The following is a 15,601-nucleotide window of genomic DNA, read 5'->3' as shown; positions in this document are numbered from 1 at the left end:
GGGAATCCTCATGCCACCATTCCAAGACACAGACGCTCGCGAGGCGCGCTTTTCAGGCTTGCGGACCATTCGCCGCGTGGCCCCGTATCTCTGGCCGGACGATCAGTCGTGGGTCAAACGCCGGGTAGTGCTGTCGCTGATCATTCTGGTTCTGTCCAAGCTGATCGCGGTCTATACGCCGATCCTCTACAAGGACGCCGTTGACAGTCTTGCCGGTGATGCTGTGTCAACACTGGCACTGGGAGCGGTGGGGCTGACGGTCGCCTATGGCATGGCCCGCCTGATGAGCGTTGGCTTTCAACAGTTGCGCGATGCGGTGTTTGCCCCGGTGGGACAGCGCGCGTTGCGTCGTCTTGCGCTTGAGACATTCCAGCACATTCACCGGCTGTCGATGCGCTATCACATCACGCGCAAGACCGGCGGGCTGTCGCGGATCATCGAACGTGGCGTCAAGGGCGTCGAATTCCTGCTGCGCTTTCTGATCTTCAGCATCGGCCCCCTGATTCTGGAATTGTTGCTGGTCGGGATCATTCTGACCGTGCTGTTCGACATCTGGTATCTTGTTATCGTCACCGTCACCATCGCGCTTTATGTGGCCTTTACCTTTGCTGTCACAGAATGGCGGGTAAAGCTGCGCCGCGAGATGAATGATCAGGACACGGACGCCAACCAAAAGGCGATCGACAGCCTGCTGAACTATGAAACGGTCAAGTACTTTGGCGCGGAAAACCGCGAGGCTGCGCGCTATGACGTGGCGATGAAGGGTTATGAAACCGCAGCACTTAAAACGGCCTATTCGCTGGCATTCCTGAACTTCGGCCAGTCGTTGCTGATCACCGGCGGACTGGTCGGCGTGATGATATTGGCAGCACTCGGCGTGCAGGCCGGCAGCCTGACGGTCGGTGATTTTGTTATGGTAAACGCCTACATGATCCAGATCACCGTGCCGCTGAACTTTCTCGGCACCGTCTACCGCGAGATCCGCCAATCGCTTGTGGATATGGGTGAGATGTTCGACCTGCTTGAGCAACCCGCCGAGATCACCGACAAACCAGATGCCCCGGCGCTCAGCGTCAATGGGGGCGAGATTACCTTGTCCGGGCTTCATTTCGGTTATGATACCAAACGGGAAATCCTGAAAGGCGTCGATCTGACCGTGCCAGCGGGGCAGACCGTTGCCATCGTCGGGGCCACCGGATCGGGCAAATCCACAATCGGCAGGCTGTTGTTCCGGTTCTATGACGTCACTGGCGGGGCACTCAGGATTGACGGGCAGGACATTCGGAATGTGACGCAGGACAGCCTGCACGCAGCCATCGGGGTCGTGCCGCAGGATACCGTGCTGTTCAACGATACCATCCGCTACAACATCGCATATGGGCGCGAAGGGGCCACTCAGGAGCAGATAGAACAGGCAGCGCGCGACGCGCAGATCCATGATTTCATCGCAAGCCTGCCAGATGGATATGAAACCGCTGTGGGGGAACGTGGGCTAAAGCTGTCCGGTGGTGAAAAGCAGCGTGTGGGAATTGCACGAACCCTGCTTAAGGATCCGCCGATTCTGTTGCTGGACGAGGCGACAAGCGCGCTGGACAGCGAAACCGAACGCGAAATCAAGGATGCGCTTGATCGTGCGGGCGAAGGCCGGACCGTGATCACCATCGCGCACCGTCTCTCTACGATTGCCGAGGCGGACCAGATCGTGGTGCTGCATCACGGCGAGATTGCCGAAATGGGTACGCATGACGAATTGCTTGACCGCGACGGGCGGTATGCCAATCTGTGGAACCGGCAACAAAACGACCAAGACGCGGCATGATCCTGCGGCATCGCTGTGCCGTCATCGGCCCGTGCGGGACCAAATGGCAATAGCCGATTTGATCGACTTTGTGCGGCTGTCGGATGTGCCTACCGAGGCAATTGTCCGGCATATGTCGGATCCTCGCATGGCCCAACACATGCCTTTGCTTGAGGGGGAATGGGACAGGGATCGCGCCATTGCCTTTATCGCGACGAAAGAGACCTGTTGGACCCGCGATGGTCTGGGGCATTGGGCCTTTTTGCACAAAGGGGACTATGTCGGGTGGGGTGGCTTTCAGAAGGAAGGCGAGGAATGGGATCTCGGTCTGGTTCTTGTGCCCGAGCATTTTGGCCTTGGACCACGCATCGTGCAGAAGGCGCTTGCCTTTGCGCGTGCTGACGCTCGAATTCCCCATGCCACTTTCATGCTGCCCCCGTCACGTAACAACTTGGGTGCTCTGGCACGATTGGGGGCGACGCGGGTTGCGGACGTTATCCATGATGGAAAACGCTTCCTGAAATTCCGCCTCAACACCGGCTAGGTCCGGTTGCGGGGCGCATCCGTCCGTTTCGTCACGGTGATACAGAAGCGGTTGGCCTATTCAGCGGCCCGCAACGGAGTCTCGGGCGGTGGCGCGTCAGGCGGTGACTGGGTGTCAGCAGAGCCTTTCGCATCACCACTTTGAGGAGCCTCGGGAATCTCTGCCGCAACCTCTTCCCAGATGATTTCGTCCATCTTGATCTTGCGCGCGGCCCGGTCCAGCCGCATGTCGCGTGCGGTCTGTGTTTCCTTACCGCCGGTTACCCGCACGATCAGATGCCCGATCCAGGCCGCATAGGTCGAGAACCAGACCCGAAGGGCGAGGAACGAAGGCGTTACGATCAATGTCAGTACCGTTGCAATCCCCAGACCGAACACCACGGCGGTTGCCAGCTGTTTCCACCACAGCGACGTCGGGCTGTCGATCGAGTATCCGCCGTTGATGAAATCGAGGCTCAGCCCGAACATCATCGGCGCGAGGCCAGCCATGGTCGTGATCGTGGTCAGCAGAACCGGACGGATACGCGCCTCGGCAGTGCGGATGATCGCCTCGATGCGGGGCATGTACTGGCTGAATTCCTGATAGGTATCGATCAGAACGATGTTGTTGTTCACAACGATCCCCGCCAGCGCGACGATGCCGGTGCCGGTCATGATGATCGAGAACGGTTGCTGCATCACCATCATCCCGATCAGCACGCCGGTGGTGGACAGCACCACGGCAAGCAGGACCAGAACCGAGTTGTAAAAGCTGTTGAACTGCGCCAGCAGGATGATGAACATCAGCCCCAACGCGCCGAGGAATGCATTTTGCAGGAAGGCACCGGATTCCTCCTGTTCCTCCTGATCGCCGGTCCATTCCCAATCTATGCTCGCAGGAAGCGGATTGGTCTCGAGCCATTCGGTAATCACCGCGATCCGCTCGTTGGCGTTGACCGGTATGAATTGGGCATCGCCCGCCGAGAGTGCCGTGCGCAGGTCATCGACCCGTACCCCGTCACCAAGGTCGACGATTTCAAATGCCTCACCGGCGGCATTTTCAAGCGTCGCCCCTTGGGCGACCGCGCCAGCCTCCAACGCGCGCACCATCGCCAACCGATCTTCGCCGTCAGTCTCAGGATTTTGTGTCACGATCTTGAACAGGGCGCTGCCGACATCGGCCTTAACGTCAAAGATGCGTTGCTGATCGACACGGTTGATCTCGGCCAGTTTTTCGACCGGCTTGCGGGTGATGAAATTGCTCAGCGGGACCAGCCCGTCGCTGGTGCGCACCTTCATCGAATCCAGCGTACTCAGCACCCGATCCTGTTCGGGCAGGCGCACGCGTATTTCGATTTCCTCGTCGCTGCTGTCGACCCGCATGGTGTCGAGCAGGATACCGCGCGTGACCAACTGCACCATGCCGCCAACCGTGGCGACATCGGCGCCATAGCGACCGGCCTTTTCCACATCGACGTCGATCTGCCAGTCGATGCCGGGCAGGGGGAGCGTGTCTTCAACCTTGATCAGACCGGGCAGGGTGTCGAAATAGGCGCGCGCTGTATCTGCGGCTTCAGTCAGATCGCCCCAGTCGTCGCCTTTCAGACGCAGGTGGATCGGTTTTCCCGAACCAGGACCCTGTTCCAGCGGCAGGATTTCGGCCTCGAAGCCGGGCAATTCCTGCAGTTTGGCGTTAAGCTGATCAATCACGAAATCGCCGTCATAGGCGGGTGCGGTCACATCGCGTTCCAGCTTGCCAAAGAACCAGCTTTCGCGCGCGGTCGGGCGGTCTTCCCAAGGGATGATCTCAAACTGGACCTGGCCAACGGTATCCTGCGGGCTTTGCTGGCCGGGGCCACCGGTGTTCAATCCGCCGCTGCCAGCAAAGGCAAAGACGTTGATGACGGCCGGATGGGCGCGGATGACTTCTTCGACTTGGCGCACCATTTCGTCGGTTTCATGCAGCGAAATGTTGCCGCGTGCCCGGACATAGACGTTGGCCTGTTCTGGTTCTGACTCGACAAAGAATTCAACACCCCGTGAATTCGCGGGGAAAAGCACGGCGGCCACGTAGAACACGGCGGCAAACACCGTCGCGATGGCGACGATGGGCATGATTGGATTTCCGGCAATGAACTTGATGAAATGCCCGAACGGCGACAGCTGATGGCCAGATCGGACGGCGCGCGGGGGGCGTTCGATCCGGGCGGCACCCAATGTGACCGAGGCCGCGAAAGAGCCAAAGAGGAACAGACCCGCGCCGAACAGCACCGCCGCGAGCCCTGGAACGCCCGAAGGCAGCAGATAGGCCGGGTTCAGAACCTGCATCGCGCCGAGGAACATCATGTACATCGCGACGGGCACCAACAGCGCCCGGACCACCCAGGGCAGGCGTGCGCGCAGGACATGCGAAATGCGGCCAAAGAGGCGGCTCATCCGGCCGGTGACGCCCCCCATGACCGGGAGATAAACCAGCGCTACGATCAGCGATGCGGACAGCACAAAGATCAACGTAACGGGCAGCATGCCCATGAATTCGCCGGGCACGCCGGGCCAGAACAGCATCGGAAGAAACGCGCACAAGGTCGTCGCGGTGGAACTGACGATCGGCCAGAACATCCGCTGCGCCGCTTCGACATAGGCGTGCATCGGGCCGACGCCTTCCTTGATCCGCTTGTCGGCGTATTCGACCACCACGATGGCCCCGTCTACCAGCATCCCGACCGCGAGAATCAGGCCGAACATCACGATGTTGGAGATCGTGACGCCCATGATCGCAAGAAACATGAAACACAGAAGGAAGGACGTCGGGATTGCAAACCCAACCAACAACGCGGCACGGCTGCCAAGTGCGCTCAGCACCACGATCATCACCAGCGCCACCGCCGTCAGAACCGATCCTTCAAGCTGGCTAACCATGGAGCCGACAACGCGGCTCTGGTCATTGCTGGTGCCGACCTTGACCACCGCCTGCAGCTCTGCCGGCCACTTGGCCTTGCTCGCGGCCAGCGTTTCCTTGACCAGCGCAACCGTGTCGATCAGGTTGAATCCTTTGCGTTTGACCACCTGCAGGGCGACGGTGCTTTCGCCGTTGAACCGCGCGGTCCCTTCGCGATCTTCAAAGGTGAAATTGATCTCGGCCAGCTCGCCCAGCGTAACGACGCGGTCCCCATTGGTCTTGATCGGCAGGTTGTAGACATCGCGCGGCTCGTCAAAGCTCGACGGAATCTTGACGCTGAACTTTCCTTGTTCAGTCTCGACTTCACCTGCCGCGATCAGCTGGTTGTTGTTCTGCACCACATTGATCAGTTCCAATGCAGTGATGTTGTAGGATTCCAGTCGCAGCGGATCGATCACAACCTCAAGCATTTCGTCACGATTGCCCGCGATCCCGGCCTCAAGTACTGCGTCCAGCGCTTCAAGATCGTCCTGCAAAGACTTGGCAATGCGGGCCATCGTGCGTTCAGGAACCGCTCCGGTCAGATTGACGATGACAATCGGAAACTCGGAAAAATTGATCTCGGTGATGGTGTATTGCTCGGCCCCGTCAGGAAACTCGGCTTGCGCAGAGTTCATCGCGTCGCGGACATCCGCCATGATCGCGGTCTTGTCCCAGCCGAAATCGAATTCAAGCGCGACACCGGCGTAATTCTCTGCCGCCGTGCTGGAGATGGTCTTGAGCCCGTCCAGATCGGCCAGTTCGGTTTCCATCGGCTTGACGAGCAGGCTTTCGCTGTCTTCCGCTGAAATGCCGGGAAACTGCACTGATACAAACAGGGCAGGGATCTCGATATCCGGCTCGCCTTCCTTGGGCAGGTTGGCATAGGCAAAGCCACCGATGATCAGCGACAGCGCGATAAAGGCCAGCACCATACGGGCCCGTTCCGAGGCCCAGGTGACGATCCCCGTCATTGGGCGGCCTCGCGGTAGGCCGGTTTGACGAGCACGCCTTTGGTCACGAATTCCTGCCCAACGACAATCACGTCGCTCTCTTCGTCAAGACCTGTGACCCAGATTCCGTCCACGTCATCACGCACCAGCCGGACTGCGCGGAAATCCACGATATTGTCAGGGAGCACGATGCGCACCCCCAATTGACCGTCATTGTTCAGGGTCAGCGCCGAAGCCGGTAGGCGGTGCGCCTTGGTTCCATCCGCGGCAATGGCGATCGCTGCGGTTTGCCCGTCGCGGATCGACATGTCCGGATTGGGCGCTGTGATTTCAACCTGAAACGTGCGGGTCATGGAATCAGCGGACCGGCTGATGAATTCGACCGTGCCCTGAACCCGGCGACCATCGGTCAGTTCGGCCCCTGCCATTGCGCCCAGATCGATCCGGTTGACGTCCGCCTCGGGCACATAGCCGACCAGCTTGATCGGATCGAGCTGGATGACAGTGGCACAGAGGCTGCCCGGCTGCATCAGGCTGCCCAACTCGGCGGTATCGGATTCCAGCAATCCGTCAAACGGGGCCCGGATGGTCAGGCGCTCGATCTCGCGCTCTGCGGCCGCGACCGCCGCCGCTGCACCTTGGATACCAGCCTTGGTGGTTTCCAGCCCAGATTTCGCTGTTGCAACCCCGGCTTCAGCCGAGCGGACCGCCGCCTGAGTCGAGGCCAGCCGTGTCTCCGATGCGTACCCGCCTTTGGAAAGCTTGTCCGCCGCATTGTTGTTGATTAGGGCTTCGGCGAGCAGCGCCTCGGCCTCGGCCATGCGCGCCTCAGTTTCCGGTACGCGCGCCTTTGCCTCGGTCAACCGGGCATGGGCCTCAGCAAGGGCGGCCTCGCGTGTTCCGATATCAAGTTGGCACAGTACATCTGACGCGTTCACGAAGTTACCTTTGCGCAGAGGGGCCGAAACGACGGTCGCCGATGTTTCGGCGCGGACCTCTACCTGCCTGTGGGCAGCGGTCTGCCCGCGCAGGATGACCGCACTGTCGATCTGTTTCGCGACGCTGCGCAAGACAACGACGCCAACCGCATCAGGGGCGTCTTCGGCGACGGCTGTTCCGTCAGCTTCCGATGTGATGGCGTCGGTTTCGGCATCGTCGCCGGCACGCGCAAAGGCAAACAGCGCTTCGCGCTCGAATACCACTGCATAAAGTCCAAGCGTCACCAAAATTGCGGTGAGTACGGGGATCAATCGCATCTTGCGCCTTTCCACAGAAATTCAAATGGTCATAATCAATGCCCACAAAACGCGGACCTCTTGGCATATAGGGCTCTTTTTTACTAAACTAACCAGTTCAGATCAATTTTTTTCCAAAGAATGCGCGGGCAGCGGTGAATTTGCGTCACAGCGGCCACTTGGCTTGCCTCTGCATGCAGGCTAAGAGGGGGCCGTTGCCCGATTTCAGGGCAAAACAGCGTTCCGTAACCGGGGCATCACACGGCCAGAGACAGGGCAGAGCATGAGCGACAGCGACAGTTTCATCGAAGAAGTGACCGAAGAGGTGCGCCGCGATCGGTTGTTCCTGATGTTCCGTCGCTACGGCTGGATTGCGATTGCTGCGATCGTGCTGATTGTGGCAGGTGCGGCGTGGAACGAATATTCCAAGGCCCAGAAGCGTGCTGCCGCCGAAAGCCTGGGTGATGGTATCATCGCGGCACTTGCTGCAAACGACCCTGCCGAGCGGGCCATTGCGTTGTCTGAGGTCGAGACCGATAGCGCGGGTGGAGAGGCTGTGGTCAACTTGTTGATTGCCGCCGCCGAGGTCAACTCCGGTGAAACCGCCGGGGCGGTCGCCCGGCTGAACCAGATTGCCACAAATGGCGATTTGCCCGAGATCTTCCGTCAGATCGCCAGCTTCAAGGCGCTCACCATGCAGACCGACAGCATGCCTGCCGCTGAGCGTCGGGTTCAGTTCGAGGCGCTTGCGCAACCGGGGGCGCCGTTGCGACTGCTGGCCGAAGAGCAACTTGCCCTGATCGACGTCACCGAAGATGAAGTGGACGCGGCGGTCGTGCGGCTGCAGGCCATACTGGATGACGCCGAAGTCACCTCGGACTTGCAACAGCGGGTCTCTCAGTTGATGGTGGCGCTTGGCGCCACGCCACAAGTGCCTTCTCGCATCCAAGGATGAGGGTGGTTGGAACTTGGCCGCAGGAATAGAAAGACAGGCAGGGATTTTGTAGATGGTATCGTTTCGAGCGTCCCGCACCGGGTTGGCCCTGTTTGGCGTCCTGCTTCTGGCAGCCACAGCCTGTTCCGAAAAAGAACAGATTCTGGCGGGACCGCGCGAAAACATCCGCCCGACCGAAGATGGCGCAGTTGCGACCGCTGCCACGGTTGTCAATGAAAACCGCGCAATCCGGCTGCCGTCCCAATCCGCCAACACCACATGGGCCCAGTCCCTTGGTACACCGGCCTACCGCACGGCAAATGCGGCATTGCGATCTGCACCGCAGCGCATCTTTTCCACCTCGATCGGCTCTGGCAACAGCCGCAAGCAACGCATCACGGCATCGCCTGTTGTTGCGGGCGGGTTGATCTATACGCTTGATAGCGCTGCCCGTGTTTCGGCCGTTGCTCCGACCGGAGGGATCGTCTGGAGCACTGACTTGATTCCGTCCAGCGACAAAGAAGGTCAGGCCACGGGTGGGGGCATGGCCTATGACAACGGCACGCTATACGTGTCGTCGGGGTATGGGCGGCTGGCCGCACTTGATGCGCGCACGGGTGCGACTCGTTGGATCCAGAAACTGGACTCGACCGGCAGCGGCACGCCGCTGGTGCGCGACGGGCTGGTCTATCTGATTGCGGGCGACAATATCGCTTGGGCGATCAACACATCTGACGGCCGTGTGGCATGGCAGCTTGAGGCCAGCCCCAGCATAACCAACGTGCTCGGCGCACCTTCGCCGGTGCTGGCCGGAGACTACGTTGTCTTCGGTTTCGGTTCCGGAGACATCGTGGCGGCGTTCCGGCGTGGCGGACTGCGCCGCTGGAGTGCCACGGTGGCGGGGCAGCGCACAGGGCGCGCAATCGCCAAGATCGGCGATGTCACCGGTGGGCCGGTCGTCGTCGGGAACCGGATTTATGCCGGTAACCACTCTGGCCGGATTGTCGCGCTGGATGCCGCGGATGGCGAGCGCATATGGACCGCGCGCGAAGGTGCGCTTGGTCCGGTCTGGCCAACGGGCGACAGCATCTTCTCGGTGACCGACCAGAACAAGCTGGTGCGGATCAATGCCGCCGATGGTGGTGTGATCTGGGCCGTTGACCTGCCGAACTTCGTTAAGGACAAGCCCCGCAGGCGGGGTGCCAGCTTTGCCAACTACGGCCCGATTCTGGCCGGCGGCCGCATCATCGTTGCGTCGTCTGACGGCCAGTTGCGGTTCTTTAGCCCCGAAAACGGGGTGCTGACGGCATCCGTGCCGGTGCCCGGCGGTGCAACCAGTGCGCCGGTTGTTGCCAACCAGACGCTCTATGTGATGGGCGGAGATGGTGAACTGCACGCTTTCCGTTGAGGCGCGGATGCGCTAAAGGGCGCTCTCAGACTTTTTGAAAGCAGACCCGATGTCCTTCACCCTCGCTATCGTGGGCCGCCCGAATGTGGGCAAATCCACACTGTTCAACCGCCTTGTTGGCAAACGCCTGGCGCTTGTCGATGACACGCCCGGCGTGACCCGCGACCTGCGCGAAGGCGAGGCACGGCTGGGTGATCTGCGATTCACGGTGATCGACACCGCCGGACTCGAAGACGCTACGGATGACAGTCTGCAGGGCCGGATGCGGCGTTTGACGGAACGCGCAGTGGATATGGCCGATATCTGCCTTTTCATGATCGACGCGCGGACCGGGGTCACACCGACCGACCAGCTCTTCGCCGAGATCCTGCGCAAACGCAGCGCCCATGTGATCCTTTCCGCAAACAAGGCCGAAGGGTCCGCCGCCGATGCCGGCGTGATCGAGGCCTATGCGCTTGGTCTGGGCGAACCGATCCGGATGTCCGCAGAACATAACGAAGGACTGAACGATCTGTATTCTCAGCTTATGCCGCTGGCAGATGGCTTTGCCGAGCGCGCTGCGGCGGAAACGCCGGAAACCGATGTCGCGGTCGATGATGACGCCGACGACGAGGCCGTACCGACACCGACCATGGACAAACCGCTGCAAGTTGCCGTGGTGGGACGCCCCAACGCCGGAAAGTCGACGCTGATCAATCGCATTCTGGGTGAAGATCGCCTGCTGACCGGCCCCGAAGCGGGCATTACCCGCGATGCCATCTCGCTGACCACCGATTGGGATGGCACGCCGATGCGCATCTTTGACACGGCGGGGATGCGCAAAAAGGCCAAAGTGCAGGAAAAACTGGAAAAACTTTCGGTTAGCGACGGGCTGCGAGCGGTCAAGTTTGCTGAGGTTGTCGTCGTGCTGCTCGACGCCGAAATACCGTTTGAGCAACAGGATTTGCGGATTGCTGACCTCGCCGAACGCGAAGGCCGTGCCGTGGTCGTTGCGGTGAACAAATGGGACGCCGAAGAAAACAAACAGGAAAAGCTGCGTGATCTGCGCGAGTCCTTTGAGCGTCTGTTGCCGCAACTGCGGGGTGCGCCGCTGATCACGGTCAGCGCGCTGACGGGCAGGGGGCTGGACCGGCTGCACACGGCCATCCTGCGCGCTTACGAGGTGTGGAACCGCCGGGTGCCGACCGCCGCCCTGAACCGCTGGCTTGCGGGCATGCTGGAACAGCATCCGCCTCCGGCGCCACAGGGCAAACGGATCAAGTTGCGCTATATGACTCAGGCCAAGACAAGGCCGCCGGGTTTTGTGGTGATGTGCTCGCATCCTGACAAAATGCCTGCCAGCTATTCACGGTATCTGGTAAATGGGCTGCGCGAGGATTTTGACATGCCCGGTGCGCCAATCCGGCTGCATATGAGGGGACAAAACGATCAAAACCCCTATAAGGGCCGTAAGAAGAGTGGGCCCAGCAAATTGCGCAAGCATATATCGGGGCGCAAAACCTGACCCCTAGCTAAGACGTGGACATCAATTGGACCTGCAAACCATCATTCGCGAATTCGTAACGCTGTTCGTGGTAATCGATCCGATCGGGACCATCCCGGTATTCCTGTTCGCGGCGGCGGGTGTGTCACCGAGACTGCACAAGGCATTCGCGATTCGCGCAGTGCTGACGGCTGCTGCTGTGCTGCTGGTTTTCATGATCGGGGGACAATTCCTGCTCGAAGCGCTTGGTCTGCGGCTTGGAACGTTCCAGATCGCGGGAGGGATCGTGTTGTTCCTCTTTGCGCTGTCCATGATTTTTGGCGACTCAAAGGCCGAACACGATATTGAGGAAGCCACGAACGAAGACCTTTCGGGCGCAGTCTTTCCCTTGGCCATTCCGTCAATTGCGTCGCCTGGCGCCATGCTCGCCGTTGTGATTCTGACGGACAATCACGGCACGTCGATTGGTAATCAGGCGATAACTGCGGTGCTTCTTTTGGCGGTGCTGTCCGTAACGCTGGTGGCCCTTTTGCTGGCAGGTCATATTCTGCGGCTCATCGGAAAAGGTGGCGCGAATGTGGTTAGCCGCGTGATGGGGATGATTCTTGCAACCGTCGCGGTGGATTCGGTGCTGGTCGGACTGGAGACCATGGGCGTTCTGCATCTCAGCCCGGCGGGTATGTAGGCAGTCACCCTAACGTTTTGGTTGTTTTGGCGCGTTGCCGCAGTGGCAAATATGTGATACTTTCCATGCATTTGCTAAAGGTATTTCAACATGAAACGTATTGCGGTTTTTTGCGACGGAACGTGGAATTCTCCGACCCGGCTTGACTGGACCCATGTTGTCAATCTCTACAACGCGGTCGATCAGCAGGCGGATGTTCAGATCGCCCATTACTTTCGAGGCGTCGGCACTGAAACCTCTAATGCCGGGTTTTTTGGCGGGCTCTTGAACCGGATCGGCGGCGGTGCATTCGGCTGGGGGCTGGAGCTTAACATCAAGCAAGCCTACGCCTATGTCTGCAAGGTCTATGAACCGGGCGACGAGATCCTGATTTTTGGCTTTTCACGTGGTGCCTATACCGCGCGGTCGCTGGCCGGGATGATCCGCAAATGCGGCATACTTGATGATTACAGCAGCTCAGCGCTGAGCGAGGCGTTCAAACTCTACAAGGCTTCGGGCGAAGGAAACCGCCCGGATTCACCAAGTGTTATGGCAAAGCGCAAACAGAAATCGCCGCGATTTGCTACATCTGAGGCTGAGCGCGCACAGCGCAATGACGGTTCTTCTGTCGTCAAGATCAGCTATATCGGCGTCTGGGACACGGTGGGATCGCTGGGCATCCCGTCGGTTCTGCTGGGCAGTATCGCGAGCCTCTGGAACAAGAAATACGAATTTCACGACACCGATCTTTCCAGCATGGTGACCAGTGCGCGGCACGCGCTGGCGTTGGATGAACGGCGGGCATTCTTTCTGCCGTCGCCGTGGAACAATCTGGATGACAGCGACGAAGGGCCGGGGTTGAATCGCGGCGATACTTCGGACGATCGACCCTTTCAGCAGCTTTGGTTTGTGGGCGATCACGGCATTGTCGGGGGCACCGGTGACAGCGCCAGCCTGTCGGCCATAACGCTTCAATGGATCGCCGAAGGCGCAAAGAAAGCCGGACTAACCTTGCGTCCGGACGCCAATATTCCGGCGGTGGATCCCAACCCCGCAGATGATGTGCCGGTTTTGCGCGATCCTTCACCCATCTACGGTATTTCGCCCGACCTGCTGGTGTGGCGAGACGGTCCGGCCATCTCGACCGATGCGTCGCCAACCGTAAAACAACGTCTGGATGCGATGAACGCTTATCGACCGCTCAGCCTGAAACGTCTGTTTCCTGACCTGTTCTGAAGTCGCCTGCAACCAGTACGAATGGTGCCGAGGCATGTGTGACGCGGTCGGCAAACGGCCAAATTGTCGCTCATCCCGGCGAAGTTTCGCCAAATGATTGAAAAGGAGCGCGAAATTTGTCAGATATCTGACAACAAGTGCTGCTATCAACCAATAGGGCGATCTGCCCTTTTCGCTTTGGGTACTGACATGAACTTGCGCGAGCATACACGGAAATACTGTGACAAGGACAACCGCCTCGCGAGCCTGAGTTTCTTTGGCACGTTTGTGGTTTATTTCACGTCGCTATGGTTGGCGATCAGCCAATCGGGGCATTGGTACGTGCTGATCCCCGCCGTTGTTGTTCATGCGTTTTCTGCCGTGCGTCTCTATGTGCTGCAACATGACACGGGTCATCACTCGCTGTTCGCCACGCGGGAGCTGAACGAGCTGGCCGGACACGCGCTGTCGCCGTTCACCTTTGCGCCGTTCGAAGTGATGAAACAGAATCACAATCTGCATCATGCAGGTGTCGGCAATCTGGATCATCGCGAGACCGGTGAAATCAACACCATGACCCTGCGCGAATGGAACAACGCGGGGTTCTGGTCGCGCCTACAGTATCGGCTCTATCGCAATCCGTTCATTCTTGTGCCTGCTGGTGCGTTGTTCACCTATTTCATTCGCTATCGCTGGCCCAAGAATACCATGCGGTTCGGCTGGAAAGGGGTTGTCCTGCATAATGTCGCGGTTCTGGCATGGGTTGGATTGATCTACGTGCTGTCGGGCTGGCATGGGTTGGGTATCTATTTCGCGGCGTCGATGGTTGGCGGCATGCTTGGCGTGTTCCTCGTCTACCTTCAGCATAACTTTGAAGACACCTATTGGGACCGACGCCCCGACCTTGATCCTCAGATTGCGGCCATACAGGGTTCGTCCTGCCTCGATTTTGGCGCGTGGTTCGATCACGCTGTGGCCTGCATCACACTGCATGATATCCACCACCTGAACTCGCGTATCCCGTCCTATCGTCTGCGCGCCTGCCACTATAGCCTGCCCGAGGAATTTGCTCCTCGCCGCATCAAGTTCCTCGAAGCTGTCGCGGCGCTGAACCTCAAGCTATGGGACGAAGAGCAGGGCCGGCTGGTGCGGTTTCCACGCGCAGAAGATCGGGTCAGAAGCACTGCGGATTCAATCGTCGGGTAGGCCCTGATCGTGTTGGTGGCAAGCGCCCCGGCGCTTGCATGGCGCAGCCAAGATCATGCAGTCTTGAGAGCCTTGCTGCTGCCAAGTTTCAACAGGACATACCCCATCAAAGTGGCCATTCCGACATGCCCGATGAACGACGATTGCGTGTAGGCCCCAAAGCCCATCATGAAGCTGCGACCAACAGCAGGTGCAAGAACGCCCTGGGCCACGAACCACAGTACGAAACCGGCGATGGCACCGGAGAGAATCAGATTGGCCTTTGTGATCAGGTGGGTGATCCAGACGAAGGTCGAAAACCCGACCGCGCCGATCATGAAATGAATGATGAAGCCCGCCCAATAGGGCAGAGCAATACCAGCCGTGATGTTCCCCAGAGCGACGATCAAATTCGCCGGCCCGAGTGCGACTCCGAACAGCAATGGCGAGACAAGCCAGGCATAGGCCTCAAACGCGATTTCACCTGCCAAGCCGGCTAAGATCAGGTTTCTGAGTGTGATATGTGATGACATCCGAGTTGGTCTTTCCTTTGGGCGTACACGTTCCGCGCAAGACATACTGACTTCATCCTTGGACAACAGGCCTGCCACCAGAGCGTGTTCGTATGTGAGAAGCCGTGAGCGCAAACATCGCGCAAAATCCACGAAAAGCTGCCGTTTCGTTCATATGGGTCTGCTGATGCCATCACGCGTTCGAACGTCATTGAAACAATTCCGCCGATGACCGACAGGGTTTGTCAGGCACCATGATCGCCGCGATTGCATTGTTCTTGAAATCTGGGCCATGGTCAGACCGAAACATCGCTCCTCTGCAGGGCGCGACAACGCGAGATACGCCGATGACCTTAAATGCCGATGCCAACACCAAGAACGCGATGGCCTTTTATGACCTGATGTTCAACCAGTGCAAACCGCGCGAGGCGATCGAGCGTTACGTGGGCGACGCCTATATCCAGCACAACCCGCATGTCGCGGATGGCAAAGAGGCCTTTGTCGACTATTTTGAGCGCATGGCGGCCGAGTACCCTGACAAGCACACACGATTTGTGCGCACTGTTGCCGAGGGCGATTTGGTGGTGTTGCACTGTCATCAAACATGGCCCGGCAGTGATGACTATGCTGGCATGGACATTTTCCGCTTTGACCCGCAGGGCAAGATTGTCGAGCATTGGGACGTGCTGCAGGTGATCACGGACACATCGCAGAACGATAACGGGCTGTTCTGACGGGCGGTCTGTTCCACCCC

General features: G+C 59.2%; 12 protein-coding genes. 9 read left to right on the top strand and 3 right to left on the bottom strand.

Annotated elements, in window-relative coordinates; genetic code table 11:
• Positions 1–10 precede the first annotated feature (10 nt).
• Complete coding sequence (locus ABJO75_RS26545; RefSeq protein ID WP_348125547.1) at positions 11–1,819, top strand: ABC transporter ATP-binding protein/permease; 1,809 nt, start codon at positions 11–13, stop codon at positions 1,817–1,819.
• Between the two features lie 43 nt (positions 1,820–1,862).
• Positions 1,863–2,342 (top strand): GNAT family N-acetyltransferase, encoded by a 480-nt coding sequence (locus ABJO75_RS26540; protein ID WP_348125545.1) that lies wholly within the window; start codon positions 1,863–1,865, stop codon positions 2,340–2,342.
• 56 nt (positions 2,343–2,398) lie between these two features.
• Here ABJO75_RS26540 and ABJO75_RS26535 read toward each other — a convergent pair whose 3' ends face one another.
• Both ABJO75_RS26535 and ABJO75_RS26530 read right to left on the bottom strand, forming a co-directional pair.
• Positions 2,399–6,232 (bottom strand): efflux RND transporter permease subunit, encoded by a 3,834-nt coding sequence (locus tag ABJO75_RS26535; RefSeq protein WP_348125543.1) that lies wholly within the window; start codon positions 6,230–6,232, stop codon positions 2,399–2,401.
• Entirely contained in the window at positions 6,229–7,467 is a 1,239-nt protein-coding gene (locus tag ABJO75_RS26530) for an efflux RND transporter periplasmic adaptor subunit (RefSeq protein ID WP_348125541.1), read from the bottom strand. The genes ABJO75_RS26535 and ABJO75_RS26530 overlap by 4 nt, the downstream gene beginning before the upstream one ends.
• 262 nt (positions 7,468–7,729) lie before the next feature.
• On the opposite strand from ABJO75_RS26530, the gene ABJO75_RS26525 reads away from it, so the two are divergent.
• The 6 genes from ABJO75_RS26525 (at position 7,730) to ABJO75_RS26500 (ending at position 14,356) form a co-directional block, all read left to right on the top strand.
• Positions 7,730–8,401, top strand: a complete 672-nt coding sequence (locus ABJO75_RS26525) for a hypothetical protein (protein WP_348125539.1) — start codon at positions 7,730–7,732, stop codon at positions 8,399–8,401.
• Positions 8,402–8,453: 52 nt separating this feature from the next.
• Positions 8,454–9,788, top strand: a complete 1,335-nt coding sequence (locus ABJO75_RS26520; RefSeq protein ID WP_348125538.1) for a PQQ-binding-like beta-propeller repeat protein — start codon at positions 8,454–8,456, stop codon at positions 9,786–9,788.
• A gap of 49 nt (positions 9,789–9,837) precedes the next feature.
• Positions 9,838–11,292 (top strand): ribosome biogenesis GTPase Der, encoded by a 1,455-nt coding sequence (gene der / locus ABJO75_RS26515; RefSeq protein WP_348125536.1) that lies wholly within the window; start codon positions 9,838–9,840, stop codon positions 11,290–11,292.
• 25 nt (positions 11,293–11,317) lie between these two features.
• Positions 11,318–11,956, top strand: a complete 639-nt coding sequence (locus ABJO75_RS26510; protein ID WP_348125534.1) for a MarC family protein — start codon at positions 11,318–11,320, stop codon at positions 11,954–11,956.
• 90 nt (positions 11,957–12,046) lie between these two features.
• A complete protein-coding gene (locus tag ABJO75_RS26505; protein WP_348125532.1) occupies positions 12,047–13,171 on the top strand; it encodes a DUF2235 domain-containing protein in 1,125 nt (374 codons plus the stop codon).
• Positions 13,172–13,360: 189 nt separating this feature from the next.
• On the top strand, positions 13,361–14,356 hold the full coding sequence (locus ABJO75_RS26500) for a fatty acid desaturase (RefSeq protein ID WP_348125530.1): 996 nt from the start codon (positions 13,361–13,363) through the stop codon (positions 14,354–14,356).
• A 53-nt stretch (positions 14,357–14,409) separates the two neighbouring features.
• Here ABJO75_RS26500 and ABJO75_RS26495 read toward each other — a convergent pair whose 3' ends face one another.
• Complete coding sequence (locus ABJO75_RS26495; RefSeq protein WP_348125528.1) at positions 14,410–14,868, bottom strand: hypothetical protein; 459 nt, start codon at positions 14,866–14,868, stop codon at positions 14,410–14,412.
• A 326-nt stretch (positions 14,869–15,194) separates the two neighbouring features.
• Here ABJO75_RS26495 and ABJO75_RS26490 point away from each other — a divergent pair, with 326 nt between their 5' ends.
• Positions 15,195–15,581, top strand: coding sequence for an ester cyclase (locus tag ABJO75_RS26490; protein ID WP_348125526.1), 387 nt, complete (start codon positions 15,195–15,197; stop codon positions 15,579–15,581).
• Positions 15,582–15,601: the final 20 nt, after the last annotated feature.

It is taken from the genome of Sedimentitalea sp. (assembly GCF_039973035.1).
In the GTDB taxonomy this organism is placed as follows: Bacteria; Pseudomonadota; Alphaproteobacteria; order Rhodobacterales; family Rhodobacteraceae; genus Sedimentitalea.
Note: the sequence above shows the minus strand (reverse complement) of the source record. Positions and strands in the feature narration are given on the sequence as shown.